19 protein-coding genes are annotated in these 19,432 nt (G+C 58.7%); 12 read left to right on the forward strand and 7 right to left on the reverse strand.

Features of this window, described 5'->3' with window-relative positions:
- The first annotated feature begins 86 nt into the window (after window positions 1-86).
- Together HZS81_RS01810 and HZS81_RS01815 are read left to right on the forward strand one after the other, a co-directional pair.
- Window positions 87-815, forward strand: coding sequence for a CDP-alcohol phosphatidyltransferase family protein (locus HZS81_RS01810; protein ID WP_179928829.1), 729 nt, complete (start codon window positions 87-89; stop codon window positions 813-815).
- 120 nt (window positions 816-935) lie between these two features.
- The gene (locus tag HZS81_RS01815) at window positions 936-2,702 is read left to right on the forward strand and encodes a sugar phosphorylase (RefSeq protein ID WP_179929027.1); all 1,767 of its coding nucleotides are present in this window, start codon (window positions 936-938) and stop codon (window positions 2,700-2,702) included.
- A 17-nt stretch (window positions 2,703-2,719) separates the two neighbouring features.
- Here HZS81_RS01815 and HZS81_RS01820 read toward each other — a convergent pair whose 3' ends face one another.
- Together HZS81_RS01820 and HZS81_RS01825 are read right to left on the reverse strand one after the other, a co-directional pair.
- Window positions 2,720-3,940, reverse strand: a complete 1,221-nt coding sequence (locus HZS81_RS01820) for a glycosyltransferase family protein (RefSeq protein WP_179928830.1) — start codon at window positions 3,938-3,940, stop codon at window positions 2,720-2,722.
- Window positions 3,937-4,875: an HAD-IIB family hydrolase gene (locus tag HZS81_RS01825; RefSeq protein ID WP_179928831.1), complete on the reverse strand. Its 939-nt coding sequence runs from the start codon at window positions 4,873-4,875 to the stop codon at window positions 3,937-3,939. The genes HZS81_RS01820 and HZS81_RS01825 overlap by 4 nt, the downstream gene beginning before the upstream one ends.
- A gap of 283 nt (window positions 4,876-5,158) precedes the next feature.
- Here HZS81_RS01825 and HZS81_RS01830 point away from each other — a divergent pair, with 283 nt between their 5' ends.
- The 10 genes from HZS81_RS01830 to HZS81_RS01875 all read left to right on the forward strand — a co-directional run bounded on the left by HZS81_RS01830 (window position 5,159) and on the right by HZS81_RS01875 (window position 16,275).
- Window positions 5,159-6,337, forward strand: a complete 1,179-nt coding sequence (locus HZS81_RS01830) for an acetate/propionate family kinase (RefSeq protein ID WP_179928832.1) — start codon at window positions 5,159-5,161, stop codon at window positions 6,335-6,337.
- Entirely contained in the window at window positions 6,334-8,538 is a 2,205-nt protein-coding gene (pta, locus tag HZS81_RS01835; protein WP_179928833.1) for a phosphate acetyltransferase, read from the forward strand. The genes HZS81_RS01830 and pta overlap by 4 nt, the downstream gene beginning before the upstream one ends.
- Window positions 8,539-8,727: 189 nt before the next feature.
- Window positions 8,728-10,005, forward strand: coding sequence for a NupC/NupG family nucleoside CNT transporter (locus HZS81_RS01840; protein ID WP_179928834.1), 1,278 nt, complete (start codon window positions 8,728-8,730; stop codon window positions 10,003-10,005).
- A 39-nt stretch (window positions 10,006-10,044) separates the two neighbouring features.
- On the forward strand, window positions 10,045-10,836 hold the full coding sequence (gene deoC / locus HZS81_RS01845; RefSeq protein WP_179928835.1) for a deoxyribose-phosphate aldolase: 792 nt from the start codon (window positions 10,045-10,047) through the stop codon (window positions 10,834-10,836).
- The gene (gene deoA, locus HZS81_RS01850; protein WP_179928836.1) at window positions 10,836-12,188 is read left to right on the forward strand and encodes a thymidine phosphorylase; all 1,353 of its coding nucleotides are present in this window, start codon (window positions 10,836-10,838) and stop codon (window positions 12,186-12,188) included. The genes deoC and deoA overlap by 1 nt, the downstream gene beginning before the upstream one ends.
- Window positions 12,188-13,432, forward strand: a complete 1,245-nt coding sequence (locus HZS81_RS01855) for a phosphopentomutase (protein ID WP_179928837.1) — start codon at window positions 12,188-12,190, stop codon at window positions 13,430-13,432. Before deoA ends, HZS81_RS01855 begins: the two co-directional genes overlap by 1 nt.
- A gap of 12 nt (window positions 13,433-13,444) precedes the next feature.
- Window positions 13,445-14,170, forward strand: a complete 726-nt coding sequence (deoD, locus tag HZS81_RS01860) for a purine-nucleoside phosphorylase (RefSeq protein WP_179928838.1) — start codon at window positions 13,445-13,447, stop codon at window positions 14,168-14,170.
- A 27-nt stretch (window positions 14,171-14,197) separates the two neighbouring features.
- Window positions 14,198-14,605, forward strand: coding sequence for a cytidine deaminase (gene cdd / locus HZS81_RS01865; RefSeq protein ID WP_179929028.1), 408 nt, complete (start codon window positions 14,198-14,200; stop codon window positions 14,603-14,605).
- 108 nt (window positions 14,606-14,713) lie between these two features.
- Window positions 14,714-14,950, forward strand: coding sequence for an HP1242/YdcH family protein (locus HZS81_RS01870; RefSeq protein ID WP_179928839.1), 237 nt, complete (start codon window positions 14,714-14,716; stop codon window positions 14,948-14,950).
- 194 nt (window positions 14,951-15,144) lie between these two features.
- Window positions 15,145-16,275, forward strand: a complete 1,131-nt coding sequence (locus HZS81_RS01875; protein WP_179928840.1) for an aminotransferase class V-fold PLP-dependent enzyme — start codon at window positions 15,145-15,147, stop codon at window positions 16,273-16,275.
- 115 nt (window positions 16,276-16,390) lie between these two features.
- Here the strand turns inward: HZS81_RS01875 and mnhG are convergent, their stop codons facing one another.
- Genes mnhG through HZS81_RS01900 form a run of 5 tightly spaced genes read right to left on the reverse strand, consistent with a single transcriptional unit; the run spans window position 16,391 to window position 19,424 of the window.
- A complete protein-coding gene (mnhG, locus tag HZS81_RS01880; protein WP_179928841.1) occupies window positions 16,391-16,795 on the reverse strand; it encodes a monovalent cation/H(+) antiporter subunit G in 405 nt (134 codons plus the stop codon).
- Entirely contained in the window at window positions 16,788-17,057 is a 270-nt protein-coding gene (locus tag HZS81_RS01885) for an MrpF/PhaF family protein (RefSeq protein ID WP_179928842.1), read from the reverse strand. The genes mnhG and HZS81_RS01885 overlap by 8 nt, the downstream gene beginning before the upstream one ends.
- Window positions 17,057-17,530: a Na+/H+ antiporter subunit E gene (locus HZS81_RS01890; RefSeq protein ID WP_179928843.1), complete on the reverse strand. Its 474-nt coding sequence runs from the start codon at window positions 17,528-17,530 to the stop codon at window positions 17,057-17,059. Before HZS81_RS01890 ends, HZS81_RS01885 begins: the two co-directional genes overlap by 1 nt.
- On the reverse strand, window positions 17,527-19,080 hold the full coding sequence (locus HZS81_RS01895; RefSeq protein WP_179928844.1) for a Na+/H+ antiporter subunit D: 1,554 nt from the start codon (window positions 19,078-19,080) through the stop codon (window positions 17,527-17,529). Before HZS81_RS01895 ends, HZS81_RS01890 begins: the two co-directional genes overlap by 4 nt.
- Window positions 19,077-19,424 (reverse strand): Na+/H+ antiporter subunit C, encoded by a 348-nt coding sequence (locus HZS81_RS01900; protein ID WP_179928845.1) that lies wholly within the window; start codon window positions 19,422-19,424, stop codon window positions 19,077-19,079. Before HZS81_RS01900 ends, HZS81_RS01895 begins: the two co-directional genes overlap by 4 nt.
- Between the last annotated feature and the right edge of the window lie 8 nt (window positions 19,425-19,432).

Raw genomic sequence — 19,432 nt, forward strand, 5'->3', positions numbered from 1 at the left:
TCGACAATGCCACCTTCTTCTACAAAAATGGTACAAAGAAGCAGCTTTGCAACAGTTTATCTCTATCGACCTTCGGGAGCGAAGCGATGTTCCTGTATCGCAATGCCAACGCCACTTTAGCGCTGTCTAAGCGCCTGTATACGACGGTGGAAGTGGTGCTCGTCGGCCTTGCGCTGGTGATGATGGGCCATGGGTTTCCCCGTCTTATACAAGGCGCTGGAGAGTGGCTTGTGGCGCTTCTGGTTTATCTCTTGATCGGGGCGTGTATTGTGCGCTTCTGGCCGCACGGCGCGTTAGGATGGGCCAACCGCGTCACGCTGGTGCGCAGTGCGCTGGTAGCCCTTATCGCCGGTGGGCTTATCACCAATGTCTCAACCGTTGGCCAATGGCAATGGTTAGGCATCGCCGCCACTGCCCTGCTGCTCGATGGTGTCGATGGCTTTGTCGCGCGTAGAGCCCACTGCCAATCCGACTTCGGCGCACGCTTTGATATGGAGCTGGATGCCCTGCTGATTCTGCTGCTTTGCCTTGCGCTTCTCACAACCGCCGAGCTCGGCCCCTGGGTATTGTTGATCGGGGCGATGCGCTACGGCTTTGTGCTTGCCAGCGGTGTTTATCCGTGGCTGAAAGCGCCGCTTTTCGCCAGCTGGCGACGCAAAGCGGTATGTGTCTGGCAGGTAAGTGCGTTGCTGCTAGCGTTAGCCCCGCTCACCCCAAGCGGGGTATCTGCGTTACTCGCCCTCAGCGCGCTCATCACACTGTTTTACTCCTTCGGTGTAGATGTGTGGTGGCTTTATCGTAGCCCCCGCGTTTAGACCGATTGGCACGCTCTCTGCATTACTCTTCACATACGCTCAATATCTCTCCATATACGCTTCATACACTCTTCATAAAGTATGCCAGCAAAGCCGCGTGTTACCGGAGCCTTTATGCCCATGCCAACGCCACTGCCGTTTACCCCGTCTTACACTACCCCGCTTGACGCTGATGCCTTCCAAGCCCGCGCGCATCGGCACTTGAGCTGTCTCTACGGTGAGCGCGCCGACGAAGTGATGCGCCGACTGTTAACACTTCTCGCGCACCAGGGCCCGTATCATGCGCCACCGTCGCAAAATGCCTCCGATATACCGCTTTGGAACGAATGCGACCAGTGGCTGATTACCTACGGCAACAGCCTTGTTGACGGTGATGCGCCACCGCTTAGCGTACTCACGGATTTTTTGGCTAAACACTTAACGGACACTTTCAGCGGCGTGCACCTGCTACCGTTTTTCCCTTGGAGCAGCGATGACGGCTTTTCGGTAATTCATTACCTCGAGGTGGACCCAGCCCTTGGGGATTGGCCGCAGGTTCGTGCGCTTTGTCAATACGGCGACTTGGCGGTGGATCTCGTGCTCAACCACGTATCGCGTGAGTCGCTTTGGTTTGTGGATTACCTTTCTGGCAGCCAACCGGGGCGCGATTACTTTATCGAAATGGACCCAGAAACCGATCTCTCTGCCGTGGTTCGTCCGCGAAGCTCACCGCTATTGGTGCCTATATCGACGCGGCGCGGCACGCGCTATCTATGGGCGACGTTTTCCGAAGACCAGATCGATCTCAACTTTGCCAACCCGGATGTGCTGCTGGAATTTGTCGGCATTCTGCTGTTTTATCTGCAGCAGGGGGCGCGGGTAATTCGCCTCGATGCGATTGCCTATCTGTGGAAAAAAGTCGGCACACCGAGCATTCACCTGCCGGAAACCCACGAAATCGTGCGCCTTTTGCGCGCGGTGGTAGACCACATCGCCCCAGGGACGCTACTGCTCACCGAAACCAACGTGCCGCATGAAGAAAACATCAGCTACTTCGGCGCTGACAAAGCCCACATGGTGTATCAATTCCCGCTGCCGCCGCTTCTGCTGCATACGCTGACCAGCGGCGAGGCGGGTACTCTGGCCGCTTGGCTGACGAGCTTGCCCGAGCTTTCACCGGGGTGTCGCTTTCTCAACTTTACCGCTAGCCACGACGGCATTGGCGTACGACCGTTGGAAGGCTGGCTGGCGGCGCACGATGTAGAGGCATTGACGGAGTTGATGCACCGTTTTGGCGGCTTTGTCAGCATGCGCCGTCAACCAGATGGCAGCGATTCACCGTATGAAATCAACATCACCTGGTTTGACGCCATGAAAGGCACGCGACGCGGTGTCGATCACTGGCAGGTGCCGCGCTTTCTCTGCGGCCAGCAGCTGATGTTGGGCCTGCAAGGCATCCCCGCTGTTTACGTGCATACCCTGACCGGCACGTTGAACGACTTAGAAGGCGTGGAGCGCAGTGGACGGCTACGTTCCATCAACCGCCGCCGCTGGCAACGTGACGAGCTTGAGCGCTTATTGGAAACCGCCAGCACCACCACCCACGACGTCTTTTTTGCGCTCAAAACGCTGCTGGACATTCGTCGGCAGGAACCGTGTTTTCACCCCGACGCGGCTCAGCGCGTGTTAGAAACGCCGACCGAGATGTTGGCCTTTGAGCGCGGCCCGCTGCGTGACGGTCGCCGTCTGATAGCGATTCACAACGTCACGGATACCCCACAGCCGCTGGCTGCGCTTGCCAGTGCGCTGGGCGATGTGTCTTGGCCGGATATTGTGACGCGCAAAACCTGGGCGGCGGCAGATTCCCTGCCGCCTTATGGGGTGCTGTGGCTGGTTAGCGACGAATAAAAGGCCTACGCTCGCGTTTAGACATCGCCTTGATTGTCCGCTTCCACCGCGGCGTGCATGCGCTCGGGCAGGTCGGGAATCGCCGCCCGCACGCGGTTCCAGCTGGGTATAAAAGGCCGCTCGCCGGGGTTCTCCAGGAAGGTGTTGCCCGCCTCTAGCAAGTTGGCAGCGAAAAGCTCCACGGCGCGCTCCTCGGCGTGGCGGTCAAGGCTTAGCCCGTTCATTACTGCATCGTGATCGTAGGCTTCGATCAAATCCAGCGCCAGCCGGTAGTAGGTCGCTTTTAGGGTGCGAAACCCCTCCGCGCTGAACGTCACGCCCTGGGTCGCCAGCTTACGGTAGAGCGCCTTGGCAATATCCAAACTCATACGGTTCAGCCCGGCGGTGGCGTCTTCCTCCGACACCGGCTGATGCTTGTGGTCGTAGGCATCGGCGATATCCACCTGGCACAGCCGCTTGGTCGAGTAATTGCGGTGCACCTCCGAAAGCACGCCGATTTCCAGCCCCCAATCGGCGGGAATACGGATGCCGTCCAGCACCTCGGCGCGCATTGAGAACTCGCCCGAGAGCGCATAGCGAAAGCTATCCAGGTATTCAAGATACGGCAGCGGGCCGTAGATCTTTTTCAGCGCGCGCAAAAGCGGCGTAACCATTAGCCGGGAGACGCGGCCGTTGAGCTTGCCCTCGGCAATGCGTGGGTAGTAACCCTTGCAGAACTCGTAGTTAAAGTGCGGATGCGCTACCGGGTAGAACAGCCGCGCCAGCAAACCACGATCATAGGTGAGAATATCGCAGTCATGCAGCCCCACCACTTCGCCACGGCCTGACGCCTGGACAAAACCGGCGCAAAACCAGACGTTACGCCCTTTCCCCGGCTCGCGCGGCGAAAGTCCTTGGGCTTCCAACTCGTCATCCAGCGCGCGCAGCCGGGGGCCATCGTTCCACAAAATTCGGTGGCGCTGCGGCAGGCGCGAGAAAAAATCCCGCGCGTGCAAAAACTGCTCGCGGTCGGCACGGTCCAGGCCAATCACCACTTCGGAAAGATAAGGTACCTGGGCAATTTCATTGACGATGTGGGCAAGCGCCGGCCCTTCCAGCTCCGAGTAGAGCGAGGGCAGAATCAAACTCATGGGACGTCGATGGCTGAAACGCACCAACTCCTCTTCCAGCGCGGCCACCGGGCGCCGGGTGAGGTTATGAAAGTCGGTGATAATCCCGTTTTGATGGAAATCGCTCATCGTGTCGCCTCCGCCCCGCCAGATGCCTGTAACGCCGCCGGTGTTACCCGGTGCTCGTCTCGCCCCCACCAGTAGGCCACTCCCTCGGCCCAACCCGTTGGCCCGGTGGCTTCGGTGCGGTAAAGCGCCGCTTGCTGTGGCGCCACCTCTAACCCGTGGCAGCCGCGAATCACCACCGCCTGGTCCACCGCTTCCAGCATGGCGATATCGTTAGGACCATCCCCGAGCGCCAGCGTTTGCGGCTTGGTGCCTTTAAGGGCCTGGAAGCGCTCGATCAGCCAGTTTACCGCGTTACCTTTGTGCGAGTGGCCGGTGGCATGCCAAAAGCGCCCGCCCCGCACCAGCTGCAAGCCATCGCCGGCCAGCCCTTGGCGCAGTGCTTCCAGGCCGCTTTCATCGCCTTCCCAAGTCAGTGGCTCGCTACCCTCGCGCAGGCGCGCCAGCCGCGCTTCGGATTCGGGGAGCCCGGTGAAATCGCTCAGCGCCTCTAAAGTCATTTCGCTCATGGTAGTGAAAGCCATGCCAGGCATATCCTCTAGGCGCGCGCGCCAGATGTTTAGCCGCTGACGAATAAAGCCGATATCGACCCCCAGCGTTTGAATCGCAAGCCCATCGCGGCCAATATGGCGATCCAGACGGGCATGGCACCAGTCAGCGGGCAATCCCACAACGGCGCCGTTTTCCGCAACAAAAGGCGCGTTTTCGCAACCCAACGCCCGGCGCAGCGGTAAGATTTCGCTGCGGGTTTTGCTTGTCACCGGAATCACCGGCACGCCACGCTCTTTGAGCCGTGACAGCCAGGGAACGGCGGGCGACCAATCGTAGTTATGATGATCCAGCAGCGAGCCGTCCAAATCGGTAAACAAAAGGCGCGGCATGGAGGGGGTATCAGACGCGGCATGGGAGGTCGTATCGGGCGTGGTTATAGAAGGCATGGCAGCACCTGAGTGGAGGTTAGGTATCTCGTCACTTTTAGCTTATTCACGATGATTTGCATAGTTTGTGCCAATTATCGTCGTGCCAATCATCGCTGGGTCAATGAAGCGATAAGCCCATAGGCATACAGGTAAGCGAAGCATTGACACGATGCGCTTGAGGCAAGCGCCATCCATGTCGACTTGCACCAATAAAGTGCGCTAGCAGCCTTAGGCTAACCCTGCTTTTCTGCGCTGCAGCATGCTAACCTAAGGTCTAATGTTACGCTGAGCTAAGGCCTCTATGAACGCACCTATCCTCGTGATTAATTGCGGTTCCTCTTCGATTAAATATGCCCTGATTGATAGCGACCCTAACGCGCCACGCCTTGCCGGAATCGCCGAGCGATTAGGCAGCACTGAGGCGCACCTCAAGGGAAGCAACAGCTGCGGGGAGAGCTTTCAGCAATCGCTTTCCGGCGCCGACCACGCTCAAGCGCTGCATGCCATCTTTGCGCGATTAGAAGAGCGCTCCCCGGCGGCAATCGGCCACCGCGTGGTACACGGTGGTGAGCACTTCACGCAAGCGGCACTGATCGATGCCAGCGTCATCGACGCGATTGAAACCACTGCCGCGCTGGCCCCGTTACATAACCCGGCGAACCTAGCGGGCATTGCCGCAACACGGGCGCTATTTCCTTATCTGCCGCAAGTGGCGGTATTCGATACGGCGTTTCACCAAACGCTGCCGCCACAGGCGTACCGCTATGCGCTGCCGGAGGCGTTGTATACGCAGCACGGCATTCGCCGCTACGGCTTTCACGGCACCAGCCACGCCTTCGTTAGCCAGCGCGCCGGTGAGATAAGCGAGCGTGGCAACGGTGGCTGGCTGGTCGCACACCTGGGAAACGGCTGCTCTACCAGCGCGGTGTGGCACAACCAAAGCCTGGATACCAGCATGGGGCTAACGCCGTTGGAAGGCGTTGCCATGGGGACGCGCAGCGGCGACGTGGACCCGGGCCTGCACGCGCACCTGCACCGTCAGCTCGGCTGGTCGCTGGATGACATCGACCGCGTGTTGAATAAAGAGAGTGGCCTTTATGGGCTTTCCGGGCTGACCAACGACATGCGTGAAATCGAGGCCGCTGCCGACGAGGGGCACGCAGGCGCACGCTTGGCCTTTGACGTGTTTTGTTACCGCGTGGCGAAGTCGCTTGCCGCGCTCTCCTGCGCACTGCCCACGTTTGACGGTGTGCTGCTTACCGGCGGCATCGGCGAAAATTCCTTTCAGGTGCGCAAACGCGTCATCCATTTACTGCCCCACTTTGGTTTGGCACTGGATGACGACAAGAACACCGCTACCCGCAGCGGCCGTGAAGGCCGTATTGATGCTGGCAACGGCCCCGAGGTGTGGGTCATCCCCACCGATGAAGAGGGCCGCATTGCCGCCGAAACCCGTCAGTGCCTGGAGACCCACGCATGAGCACACCAACCGAGCCACAAACGATTCTTCTGGTACCCACTAGCGAAGGGGCGGGCTTAACGTCCGCTTGCCTGGGGCTCATTCAGGCGCTTGACACCATTGGCCTTAAGGCCGGTTTTCTTAAGCCGTTTATGCAGGACGAGCTCAACGGCCCCGGGCTTGACCGCTCGACCGCGCTGGTCTCACGCACGCTGCAGCAGCGCCCACCGTCACCGATCACCCAAGCACGCCTAGAACGTTTGCTGCGCGACAATCAAATTGACGATTTAATGGAAAGCGTCATCGAACGTTATGACCAAGTGACGCAACAAGCCGAGCGCGACGGCTCAGCGCTCGATTTGGTCGTGGTGGAAGGGGTCGTGCCGACCACGCACACCACTTACGCTACCCAAACCAACACCCAGCTGGCGCACGCGCTCAATGCGCGCATTATCTTGGTCGGTACCGGCGATCTCGAAGCACCGCAGCAGCTCGCGGAAGAGTTGGACATGCACGCCCGAAGCTTTGGCGGTATCAGCTCATCGCGTACCCTGGGCTGCATTCTCATGCGTATGCGCAACCTGCCCTACGCGCAAGATGACGGCCACTTGGATGATCTGACCGCCACCCCAGGCGCCATTAAACCGCAGCTTGAAGAGCCGGTACTCACGGAGCTGCGCCGCCACTCGCCGGCGCTTGCCACCGAGCGCTTCCACCTGATCGGCGTGGTGCCCTACAGCAAAACGCTTAGCGCTCCGCGTACAATGGATGTCGCCCGCGCGCTAAACGCGACGCTGCTCAACGAGGGTGAAGCCAGCCAGCGTCGCGTGCTCTCCACCAGCCTATGCGCCCGAAGCGCCGCCAACGCGCTGCATATTTTTACTCCGGGAAGCCTCATCGTGACTTCTGGCGATCGCGACGACGTGGTACTGGCCGCGGCACTCGCGACCATGAACGGTACACGCTTGGCCGGTGTGCTACTCGCCAACGGCTTTACCCCCAACGCAGAAATGATCGAGATGTGCCGCCCGGCCCTGCGTACCGGTTTACCCGTGCTTTCCGTCGACACCAACAGCTTGACCACGGCAACGAATCTCAGCCAACTCAGCGCAGAAATCCCCGTGGATGATTTTGAGCGCGCCGAGCGAGTGGCCCAATTTGTCGCCGCCCACATCGATTTAGACTGGCTGAAAGATACCCTCAAAGACCACCTTGATCGCGGCTTTACCAAGCGTCTTTCACCTTCCGCGTTTCGCTATCAGCTGGTCAAGCTCGCGCAACAGGCGAACAAACGCATTGTGCTGCCGGAAGGCAACGAGCCACGCACCATTGAGGCGGCCATTATCTGCCAGCGCCGCGGTATCGCTAACTGCGTGCTACTAGGAAATTGTGAAGAAATTGAAAACGTCGCTAGTCATCGCGGTTTAACGCTGCCGGATGAGCTCACCATCGTCGACCCGGAGAGCACCCGCGCTCACTACATCGAACCGATGGTGTCGCTGCGCCGTGGCAAGCTCAACGACATCACCGCCGACGCCCAGCTACACGACAATGTCGTGCTAGGAACCATGATGCTGCAGCTTGGCGAGGTGGACGGCCTGGTCTCCGGTGCCGTTCACACCACCGCCAATACTGTGCGCCCGGCGTTTCAGCTGATCAAGACCGCGCCTGAATACAACCAAGTGTCGTCAATCTTTTTCATGCTGCTGCCCGAGCAGGTCGTGGTGTACGGCGATTGCGCCGTCAACCCCGACCCGGATGCCGAGACGCTGGCCGAAATCGCGCTGCAAAGCGCCCACTCAGCCGAAGCGTTTGGCATCGAACCGCGGGTGGCGATGATCAGCTACTCTACCGGTGACTCCGGCAGCGGTGCCGACGTGGAAAAAGTGCGCGAAGCAACGCGCATCGCCAAACAGCGCGCGCCACATCTCGCCATTGACGGCCCGCTGCAATACGACGCCGCCGCGAATGAAAGCGTGGGCAAACAAAAAGCACCGGATTCGCCGGTGGCAGGTCGCGCTACCGTGTTCGTATTTCCCGATCTCAACACCGGTAACACCACCTACAAAGCGGTGCAGCGTAGCGCGCGGGTGGTCAGCGTCGGCCCCATGCTGCAAGGCTTGAACAAGCCGGTGAACGATTTATCGCGTGGCGCGCTGGTAGACGACATTGTCTACACCATTGCGCTTACCGCCATTCAATCAGCGCAACAGAGCGCTTAAACATGCCCTACCGGGACGGACAAACTTGGCGCCGTCCCGGCTTTTTCCACCCTCCCTTCTCAGCCCACTCGATGACGCGGCTAGCTTACGCTTGACGAACATACGACGAACGCCTAGCGTTTGAGCGTTTTTGCTACGCTTTCAGCACACCCACGACAACGCAATCGCACAGAACAAAAGGTTCCCTCTATGACACTGCTAATGAGTTTGGTCGGTATGGTGACGCTGATTGCCATCGCCCTGCTCTTCTCTTACGACCGTAAAGCCATCCGGCTACGCACGGTGATCGGTGCTTTCGCGATTCAAGCGAGTATCGGCGCTTTCGTGCTCTACGTGCCCTTTGGGCAAACCGTGCTGCAAACCATCTCGAGCGGCGTGAGCCAAGTCGTGCTGTATGCCAACGACGGCATTGAGTTCCTGTTTGGTGGGCTCGCCGATGTGGAAAACGTCGGGTTTGTGTTCGCGATCAAAGTCCTGCCCGTGATTATTTTCTTCTCCTCGCTGATCGCCGTGCTTTACTACATTGGCATCATGCAATGGGTGATCCGGATTCTTGGTGGCGCGCTACAAAAGGCGCTTGGCACCTCGCGTACCGAGTCGCTATCCGCCACGGCGAATATCTTCGTCGGCCAAACCGAAGCACCGCTGGTGGTGCGCCCGTTTATCGCCCGCATGACACCATCGCAGCTGTTCGCGGTGATGTGTGGCGGCTTGGCCTCGGTGGCAGGCTCCGTTTTGGCCGGGTACGCAGCGCTGGGTATTCCCATGGAGTATTTGGTCGCAGCGTCGTTTATGGCCGCCCCGGGCGGGCTTTTGTTCGCCAAGTTGATCATGCCGGAGACCCAAGAGCCGGAAGATAGCGTCTCAAAGATCGAGGAAGAGCAGGAACACAACGACGACAAACCCAGCAACGTTCTCGACGCGGCGGCCTCAGGCGCCACCTCCGGGCTGAAACTGGCCGCCAACGTCGGGGCGATGCTGCTCGCGTTCATCGGCCTGATCGCGCTAATCAATGGGATGCTCGGCGGCATTGGCGACTGGTTTGGCATGGAATCACTAAGCCTGGAGCTGATCCTCGGCTGGCTCTTCTCGCCGCTGGCGTTTTTGCTCGGTGTCCCATGGGAAGAGGCCAACCTTGCCGGTTCGTTTATCGGCCAAAAGCTCGTCGTCAACGAGTTCGTCGCCTATATCAACTTGGCCCCTTACCTGGATGGCGAGAAAGTGGTTGCCGCGACCGGCCAAGTCATGACGCCCCACACCATGGCCATTTTGTCCTTTGCGCTATGCGGTTTTGCCAACCTATCCTCGATTGCCATTTTGCTCGGGGGGTTGGGTAGTATCGCGCCTTCGCGCCGCCATGAAATTGCCCACTTCGGTATGAAAGCGGTGCTCGCCGGGACGCTGTCTAACTTGATGTCAGCGACCATTGCCGGCTTTTTCCTGGCGTTAAGCGGTGCCAGTGTGTAACGCAAGCTAACGTTTACTATTAATTTTTTAACCCAAGAGATGCCCATGACTGCTTCGATTAACCTCACCCAAGCCGCGCGTCAGGCGCTTTTGCTGATGGACTTAACCAGCCTTAACGCTGACGATACCGACGCTACCATTGAGTCACTGTGCAAACAGGCCAAAACGCCCTTCGGTCACCCCGCAGCGGTATGTATCTACCCGCAATTTATCGTGACGGCACGCCGCGCGCTTATCGCCCACAAGCTTAGCGGTGAGGTCAAAATCGCCAGCGTCACCAACTTCCCCGACGGCGACGATGACATCATGGCGGCCGCCCGCGCCACCCGTGAAGCCGTCGCCTCAGGAGCCGATGAAGTCGACGTGGTATTTCCCTACCGCACGCTCATGGCGGGCGACGAAGATACCGGCCTTGAGCTGGTGGAAATGTGCCACGCCGCATGCGGCGGCCAGGCGCTATTAAAAGTCATTCTTGAGACGGGCGAACTCAAAGAGCCGGCGCTGATCAAACGCGCCAGCGAAATCGCCATCGAGGGCGGCGCCGACTTCATCAAAACCTCCACGGGCAAGGTCGAGGTCAACGCCACGCTCGACGCTGCTGAGATTATGCTTAAAGCCATCAAAGACAGCGGCAAAGACGTCGGCTTTAAAGCCGCTGGCGGCGTCAAAACGGTTGAAGAGGCCGCTGGCTACCTTGCCCTGGCCACCGAGATCATGGGCGCCCAGTGGGTTACGCCTAAGCACTTCCGTTTCGGCGCGTCGAGCCTTTTAGCCGATGTGATAGCAACATTGACCGGCAACGCCTCCGTCGCCGAGCAAGGAGGGTACTAATGGCGTCAAACGCTTCTCACCATGCCCTGCTCCCCCAGGAGCTGATTCGCCTGAAGCGCGACGGCGAGCCGCTGCCGTTAGAAGAGATCAAGGCGTTTGTGCAGGGCATTGCCGATGAGCGCATCAGCGATGCGCAAATTGGCGCCTTCACCATGGCGGTGTTTTTAAACGGCATGAGCCGCGAAGAAGTCGTCGCGCTGACCACGGCAACACGCGATTCCGGCCATGTGATGCAGTGGGATTCGCTCAACCTGCCGGGGCCGATCATCGACAAGCATTCCACAGGCGGCGTAGGCGATCTTGTCTCGCTGGTTCTCGGCCCCTGGGTCGCCGCCTGCGGCGCCTTCGTGCCGATGATTTCCGGTCGTGGCCTAGGGCACACCGGCGGCACGCTGGATAAACTCGAGTCGATCCCCGGCTACAACCCCTACCCCGCGCCGGAACGCTTTAGCAAAATCGTCAAATCCACCGGCGTGGCGATTATCGGCCAGACCGGCAACCTTGCCCCGGCGGATAAGCGCATCTACGGAGTACGCGACGTCACCGCCACGGTGGAATCCATTCCGCTGATTACCGCCTCGATTTTGGGTAAAAAGCTGGCCTCCGGCCTGGACGCCCTGGTGATGGACGTCAAAGTGGGTAGCGGTGCTTTCATGCCGACGCCGGAAAAATCCCGCGAACTGGCCAAGAGTATTGCCAACGTGGCGACCCAAGCCGGCACGCCCACTACCGCCCTGCTCACCGATATGAGCCAGCCGCTGGCGCCCTGCGCCGGTAACGCGGTGGAGATCGTCGAGACCCTGGCACTGTTACGCGGTGAACGATCCAACAGCCGCGTTATGCAGGTCACGCGCGAGCTCGCGGTGGAAATGCTGATGGCGGGCAAGCTGGCAGGTTCTCGCGAAGACGCCCTTGCCCAACTGGATAAAGCGATGACATCGGGTGCCGCGGCCGAAGTTTTCGCCCGCATGGTGCACGAACTCGGCGGCCCTGCCGACTTTATGGAGCGCTCGGATAGCTATTTAGCCACCGCCCCGGTCATCCAAGCGGTCTACCCAGAGCAAAGTGGCATCGTGCAGCGCATCGATACCCGCGCCGTAGGCATGAGCGTCGTGGAGCTAGGCGGTGGCCGCCTGCGCAACGACGCCAGCGTCGACCATAGCGTTGGGTTTAGCGACATCGCCGAAATCGGTGAGCGTGTCGATAGCCAGCGCCCACTGGCCATGGTGCACGCGCGCAGCGAAGACGCCGCCGCCCGCGCTGCCGATCAGCTCCGTGCAGCGGTCACGCTGGGTGAACAGCCCGCCACCGCCGATACGCTGCTACAAGACACCTTCCGAGGAGAGGCCTAATGCGCCGTGCCATCGTCGTGGTCCTCGATTCCTTCGGTATCGGCAGCGCGCCGGACGCCGACAAATTCGGCGACCAGGGGGCTGACACCCTGGGCCACATCGCCGCTGCCTGCGCGCGCGGCGAGGCCGATAACGCCGAACGCTCAGGCGCGCTGAGGCTGCCCAACATGGCCGCGCTGGGCTTGTTTCACGCTCACCGCGATGCCACGGGAAGCGTGGCCGAAGGCGTGACCCTTCCTCAAACACTGAACGGCGCCTACGCCCACGCCAAAGAGATTTCCAGCGGCAAGGATACGCCGTCGGGCCACTGGGAAATTGCCGGCGTGCCGGTGCGCTTTGACTGGGGTTATTTTCTCGATAAAACAGATAGCTTCCCGGCAGAGCTGCTCGACAAGATTGTCGATGCGGCCAACCTGCCCGGCGTGATCGGCAACTGCCACGCCTCCGGCACAGAGATCATCGCCCGCCTGGGCGAAGAGCACGTCGAAACGGGCAAGCCGATTGTCTACACCTCGGCGGATTCCGTGTTCCAGATTGCCGCCCACGAAGAATACTTCGGCCTCGAACGGCTCTATAAACTGTGCGAAACCGTGCGCGGGCTGCTCGAGCCTTACAACATTGGCCGGGTGATCGCCCGCCCCTTTGTCGGCAATGACCGCGACGACTTTGCACGTACCGGCAACCGTCGCGACTACAGCGTCGAGCCGCCCACGCCCACGGTGCTGCAAAAGCTCGCCGAGGCCGGCGGCGAAGTGGTGTCGATCGGCAAAATTGCCGATATCTACGCCCACTGCGGGATTACCCACAAGGTCAAGGCCAGCGGCCACGATGCGCTAATGGACGCGACGCTTTCTGAGGTCGAGCGCACCGCCGGGGAAACCAGCGACCGCGCGACCATGATCATGACCAACTTTGTCGATTTTGACTCGGTTTACGGTCACCGCCGCGACGTGCCAGGCTATGCCGCGGCGCTTGAGCATTTTGACGCCCGCCTGCCCGAGCTTTTCGCCGCGCTCAGCGACGACGATCTGCTATTGCTCACCGCCGACCACGGCTGCGACCCCAGTTGGGAAGGCACCGAGCATACCCGCGAATACGTGCCGGTCATGGTGCGCGGCGCTGGCTTTGCCCCAGGCCCCATGGGCGAACGCGGCACCTTTGCCGATATCGGCCAGACGCTTGCAGACTTTTTCGCGCTCGAGGCCATGGCCGACGGCGACAGCTTTTTGCCCAACGCCTCTTAAAGGAGACCCTTGATGGCAACCCCGCACATTAACGCTGCCCAAGGCGACTTTGCCGATACCGTGCTGATGCCCGGCGACCCGCTGCGCGCCCAGTACATCGTCGACACTTACCTGGAAAACGTTCGCCAGGTCAACGACGTGCGCAACATGTTCGGCTACACCGGCACTTACAAAGGCCGCGAAATTTCCGTGATGGGCCACGGCATGGGCATTCCGTCGGTTTCTATCTACGCCAAGGAGCTGATTACCGACTACGGCGTTAAGTCGCTGATTCGCGTAGGTTCCTGTGGTGCGGTGCGCGACGACGTCAATGTCCGCGATGTGGTGATCGGCATGGGCGCCAGCACCGACTCCAAGGTCAATCGCATGCGCTTTAACGACCACGACTTCGCCGCGATTGCTGATTTTGAACTGACTCAGCACGCGGTGGCTGCCGCCAAGGCCAAGGGCGTGCCGGTCAAAGCGGGCAACATCTTCTCAGCCGACTTGTTCTACAACCCGCAAACCGAGATGGCCGAAATGCTCAAGCGCTACGGCATTGTCGGCGTTGAGATGGAAGCCGCCGGTCTTTACGGGGTCGCCGCTGAGTTTGGCGCCCGCGCCATGACCATCTGCACCGTGTCGGATCATATTTTGAAAGGCGACTCGCTCTCCAGCGCCGATCGTCAAACCACTTTCGACGATATGATGCTGATTGCATTGGATACCGTGTTACGCGACGACGCTGCCCGCGCCTAGGCGTTAACGTTGCCAAAAGGAATAATGATGGATCAGGTATCGGAAGAGATCGTTCAAAAGCTGTTAAGCGCGCGGGCTAACGCCTATGCGCCCTACTCGAACCATCCGGTGGCATCAGTGATGGTGACCCCAGATGGCCAGCAGTTTGCGGGCGCTAACGTGGAAGTGGCGCACTACAAAGGCCTGTGCGCCGAAGCCTCGGCCATTTCCGCCATGGTAACCGCCGGGCAGCGCCAGCTGGCGACCGTCTACGTCATAGGCCCTGGCGATCACCTCTGCACGCCTTGCGGCGATTGCCGTCAGCGCATTCGTGAGTTTTCCACGCCCAATACGCAGATCCTGGTGCTTTCTCGCGAAGGCGAAGTGCTGAAAACCTACACCATGGAAACGCTGCTGCCCGATGCGTTCGGACCCGAGCAATTGCCGCCGCGCTGAACGCAAAAAGCCGCTTGGTTTCGTTGCAGAGCGGCTGCCAGGCCGGTTACGCTTTTCTTTATAAAGACTTTATTAGGCTCAATTTAATGCCACATCAGGAGCACGCACATGAATATCGAGCACCACGATCTAGCCCACGAGTTCCCCGAGTTGAAAGAACGGATACACGTATTGAAAACTCAGGATGCTCATTTTCATAAACAGTTTGAACGCTACGATACCGTCACTAAGGACATTGAACGTCTCGAAAAGGAAGAAATGCCTGTCTCCGATCCTACGCTTGAGGAGAAAAAGAAAGAGCGTCTTGCGCTAAAAGACGAACTCTACAAAATGCTAACGAACTAAACCGTTTTCCGGTGAGTACACCCCCGAATCATGCCACGCTTTGATTCGGGGGTTCTTCGTTCCAGCACGGCGCAAATAGAAATATTTATCCCCCTTTGGCCTTGGTGCCCTATTGTTCGTATTCCTACGTTACGTTTTTTGATTATGATAAAAACGCGCGTCTAGCGCATTTAACCACCCATTAGGAGAACGCCATGGCTGGCCTGCTGCCCAACGTCGACCCCGACGGCTTACTCGAGTATTCCGTTGTTTATACTGACCGCTCACTCAACCACATGTCGCAGCAGTTTCAAGGCGTGATGCGAGATATTTCCGCCACGCTGAAAGAGGTCTACAACGCCCATTCCGCCGTGATTGTCCCCGGCAGCGGCACTTTCGGCATGGAAGCGGTCGCGCGCCAGTTTGCCACCGATCAAAAAACGCTGGTGATTCGCAACGGGTGGTTTAGCTACCGCTGGACGCAAATCATTGAGATGGGCCGTTTAACCGACCAGCACACAGTGTTAAAGGCACGGCGACTCGACCCCAGCGATCCGCACTCCCCCTTCGCGCCGGTGCCCGCCGACGATGTCGCCGCGCGTATTCGTAAAGAAAAGCCCGCCGTGGTGTTTGCTCCGCAGGTGGAGACCTCGGCCGGGCTGCTTCTGCCGGACGACTATATCCGCACCGTTGCCCAGGCGACCCGTGACGTGGGCGGCCTGTTCGTGCTTGATGCGATTGCCGCCGGCACGCTGTGGGTGGATATGCAGGCGCTTGGCGTCGACGTGGTTGTCAGCGCGCCGCAGAAAGGCTGGAGCGGTTCGCCCTGCTGCGCCATGGTGATGCTCTCTGAACGTGCCACCGAGCGTCTAAAAGACACCCAGAGCAACAGCTTTGCCTGCGATTTAGGCAAATGGCACAGCATTATGCAGGCCTACGAAAACGGCGGTCACGCTTACCACGCCACCATGCCCACGGATAGCCTGCGCCGCCTTCGCGATATCATGCAAGAAACACGCGACTACGGTTTTACCAAGGTGAAAGACGAACAGAAAGCGATTGGCCATGACGTCAGGGCCATGCTCCAGCGCCACGGATTTAAAAGCGTTGCAGCGGAAGGCTTTGCAGCGCCCGGTGTGGTGGTGTGCTACACCGACGACAGCGGCGTGGTGGGCAAACTCGCCCAAGCAGGCGTTCAAGTAGCAGGCGGGGTGCCGCTAATGTGCGACGAAGGCGATAATTTTCAAACCTTCCGCATTGGGCTTTTCGGCCTCGATAAGCTGCACCACACTAAGCGCAGCGTAGATGCACTCGAACGGGCCATCGAGAAAGTCCTATCGCTTTAGTGCTCACGTCAACCAACCGCGCCAGTCAAACATAAAAAATATAAAGCGGGATGCATTTAGCATCCCGCTTTTTTATCGTTCATGTTGGTAAGCCCGCGTTGGCAAATAAGAGCGGTTAGTCTGGATCCGCATCACGCGGTTGGCGCTTGGCGTTTTCCTGTGTCTCCATACCGCTTTTAAGCTCGTGCGTTAGTGGGTCGTAGTTGGGGCGCAGCTCATCTTTTACCGTCCCGCTCCAGAGTTTAGAGCCCACAAAGTAACCGGCGCGACCAATCACATGCGCGGCAACCGGCGCGGTTAAAATAATGAAGACGATGATGGCAAACGCGCGGGCCGCCACGCTCACTTCGGCAAAGTGCATGGCCACCGCCAGCATCATCAAAATCACGCCCAGAGCGGCCGCTTTTGTGGTCGCGTGCATACGCGTGAGCAGATCGGGCAGGCGCAGCAAACCGACAGCAGCGAGCAGCATCAATAGCGCGCCAACGATGATCAACGTACCCTTGATAAAATCAATCATCCCGCGGCCCTCCTCGTTCCAGAAAGCGCGCAAAGCCAATGGAAGCGAGAAAGCCCATCAGGGCAATCACAATCGCCGCATCAAGAAAGCTCGCCACACCTGTTTTGATCGTATAAACCGCCACCAGACCGACAATGGTGGTGGAAAAAAGCTCCAGTGCCACCACACGATCAGGGAGACTTGGGCCGCGCACAATGCGGACGAACACCAAGATAAGCGCCAAGCTCATGATCACTTGGCTGATGAGTATGACGTGATCCATTAGCGAAATAGCTCCAAGGCCCGGTGCTCCATCTCTTTTAGGTTGCGCCGTAGCTCTTCTTCATCGTCGAGAAACATGGCATGGATATACAGCACTTTACGGTCATCAGAAACATCCAGGCTCAGCGTCCCCGGCGTCAGCGAGATCAAGTTGGCCACTAGGGTAATTTCCATTTCTGTTCGCGCGGCCAGCGGCATGGCAATAACCCCCGGCTGCATATGCCAAGGCGGGGTAATAATATCGAACGCAACGCGTAAGTTCGCTTGAGCCAGTTCTTTAATGAAGAAGCCAAGAAACCCCAGCATACGCGGTACGCGCGCCGGGTAGCCTTTAAGCGAATCCAGGTGCGGCTCAATCAGTACCAGCGTGATATAGCCAAACACCATGCCGACGAGCAGGTTCAGGCCAGAAAAGTCCCCGCTCAGCAACACCCAAGCGAGCCCCAGCAGTAAATTCCAGATGGCACCGGTCATGGGCTTGCCTCCCCAGCGGCAGATTGCGCCACTTCACCCAAAACGGCTTCAATGTAGCCCGCCGGATGAAATAACTGCTCACCAATGTGGTTCATCACCTGCATAACGGGCTCTGCAAACACACCGATGAGAAGCGAAAACAGTGCCAAAATCACGACCGGGAGGTACATCATCCATAGGCTTGGCTTAACCAAGCGACCGTCGTCGCCAGCGGGCGTGGTTTCTTCGGGCACCTCATTGTCATCGGGTAACGATTTCCAAAAGACTTCGTTCCAAATTTTAACCATCGAGTAGAGCGTTATCAGGCTGACCCCCAGAGCAACGGCCGTGATGACATAGGCGCCGGCTTCGATACCCGCACGCACAATAACGAACTTGGCAAAAAACCCCGACAGCGGTGGAATGCCTGCCAGCGAAAACGCTGAGATAAAAAAGGCGACGGCAAGCCAAGGGCGCTCGCGATAAAGCCCGCCCATCTTTTTCAGCTGATAGGTACCTTGCAGCCGATGGGTGATACCGCTAATTAAGAATAGGTTAGTCTTAACCACGATGTTGTGCACCACGGCAAACACGCCACCGGCGATCGCAAGCGGCGTATAAAGCGCCAGCCCCAAGATCATGTAGCCAATCTGGCTGACGATATGAAACGACAAAATACGCCGAAACTCATACTGTGCCGCCGCCCCTAGCACGCCGGTCACCATGGTAAAACCAGCCCCCCACAGCAAGATCGTTTGTACATAACCCATGGACTGATCGAACAGCAACGTAAAGACACGAAACAAGGCATAGACACCCACTTTGGTTAAAAGCCCGGCGAATAGCGCCGACACCGCCACCGGCGGGGTGTGGTAAGAGGCGGGTAACCAGAAAAACAGCGGGAACGCGGCCGCCTTGATGCCAAAGGCAATCATGTACATCACGGCGAGCACTTCCAGCATGCCCTGATGCTCGACTTCATCGAAACGCAGCGCAATATCTGCCATGTTCAGCGTGCCGACGGTGCCGTACGTGAGGCCAATAGCGGTGAGGAAAATCACTGAGGCGAGCAGATTCAGGGTGACGTATTTGATCGCCCCTTCCATCTGCGGGCGCTCGCCACCGAGGATCAAAAGCGCAAATGAAGAGACCAGCATCACCTCAAACCACACGTAGAGGTTAAAAATATCCCCAGTCAAAAAGCCACCAGCCACACCGGCCAACAACAAGTGCATCAGCGGATAGTAGCCAAACTTCTCGTGCCCTCGCCCGGTCGTAGCGAGCGAGTAAATACCAATCGCCAACCCGATAATCGCCGTCATCAGTACCATGACGGCGCTGAGCATATCGGCGATAAGCGTGATCCCAAACGGTGCCGGCCATCCGCCCATCTGCATCGTAATGTAGTCATCTGAGAGCGTCGCGATAAATAGCCACACACTCACCACGAGCAGCCCGATATTGCCGCTGACCGCAATAAAACGCTGCATCGGACGCGAGCGCCAAAAGAGCAGTGAAATGGCCCCGGAAAGCAAAGGAAGTAGAATAGGGAGAGCGACTTCAGGCCTCACGTGTCGGTATCCTTCATCTTATCCAAATCATCGGCCTTAACGATTTCATAGGCTCGCCGAATCAGCACCACCGCAAACGCCAGCACCCCGAAGGCAATCACAATCGCGGTAAGAACGACGGCTTGCGGGAGAGGGTCGGCTACCTCCCCTATCGGGGCGGTCATCCCCTTGGGAATCAGCGGTGGCGCGCCTCGGGTCATCCCTGCGGTAGTAAAAATCAACAGATTGGCGGCATTTGAGAGCAGCATCAAACCGATGACCAGTTTCACAATTGAGCGCCGCAGCATGAGAAAGATAGCGGTGGCGTATAAAAGCCCTATCCCAATCGCCATTAACGGCTCCATAGGCAGCC

The sequence above is a fragment of the Vreelandella salicampi genome, assembly GCF_013415105.1.
In the GTDB taxonomy this organism is placed as follows: Bacteria; Pseudomonadota; Gammaproteobacteria; order Pseudomonadales; family Halomonadaceae; genus Vreelandella; species Vreelandella salicampi.

Coding starts and splice junctions, on each gene's coding strand:
- HZS81_RS01810 (WP_179928829.1), top strand. CDS start 87: ATGTTCCTGTATCGCAATGCCAACGCCACTTTAGCGCTGTCTAAGCGC.
- HZS81_RS01815 (WP_179929027.1), top strand. CDS start 936: ATGCCAACGCCACTGCCGTTTACCCCGTCTTACACTACCCCGCTTGAC.
- HZS81_RS01820 (WP_179928830.1), bottom strand. CDS start 3,940: ATGAGCGATTTCCATCAAAACGGGATTATCACCGACTTTCATAACCTC.
- HZS81_RS01825 (WP_179928831.1), bottom strand. CDS start 4,875: ATGCCTTCTATAACCACGCCCGATACGACCTCCCATGCCGCGTCTGAT.
- HZS81_RS01830 (WP_179928832.1), top strand. CDS start 5,159: ATGAACGCACCTATCCTCGTGATTAATTGCGGTTCCTCTTCGATTAAA.
- pta (WP_179928833.1), top strand. CDS start 6,334: ATGAGCACACCAACCGAGCCACAAACGATTCTTCTGGTACCCACTAGC.
- HZS81_RS01840 (WP_179928834.1), top strand. CDS start 8,728: ATGACACTGCTAATGAGTTTGGTCGGTATGGTGACGCTGATTGCCATC.
- deoC (WP_179928835.1), top strand. CDS start 10,045: ATGCCCATGACTGCTTCGATTAACCTCACCCAAGCCGCGCGTCAGGCG.
- deoA (WP_179928836.1), top strand. CDS start 10,836: ATGGCGTCAAACGCTTCTCACCATGCCCTGCTCCCCCAGGAGCTGATT.
- HZS81_RS01855 (WP_179928837.1), top strand. CDS start 12,188: ATGCGCCGTGCCATCGTCGTGGTCCTCGATTCCTTCGGTATCGGCAGC.
- deoD (WP_179928838.1), top strand. CDS start 13,445: ATGGCAACCCCGCACATTAACGCTGCCCAAGGCGACTTTGCCGATACC.
- cdd (WP_179929028.1), top strand. CDS start 14,198: ATGGATCAGGTATCGGAAGAGATCGTTCAAAAGCTGTTAAGCGCGCGG.
- HZS81_RS01870 (WP_179928839.1), top strand. CDS start 14,714: ATGAATATCGAGCACCACGATCTAGCCCACGAGTTCCCCGAGTTGAAA.
- HZS81_RS01875 (WP_179928840.1), top strand. CDS start 15,145: ATGGCTGGCCTGCTGCCCAACGTCGACCCCGACGGCTTACTCGAGTAT.
- mnhG (WP_179928841.1), bottom strand. CDS start 16,795: ATGATTGATTTTATCAAGGGTACGTTGATCATCGTTGGCGCGCTATTG.
- HZS81_RS01885 (WP_179928842.1), bottom strand. CDS start 17,057: ATGGATCACGTCATACTCATCAGCCAAGTGATCATGAGCTTGGCGCTT.
- HZS81_RS01890 (WP_179928843.1), bottom strand. CDS start 17,530: ATGACCGGTGCCATCTGGAATTTACTGCTGGGGCTCGCTTGGGTGTTG.
- HZS81_RS01900 (WP_179928845.1), bottom strand. CDS start 19,424: ATGGAGCCGTTAATGGCGATTGGGATAGGGCTTTTATACGCCACCGCT.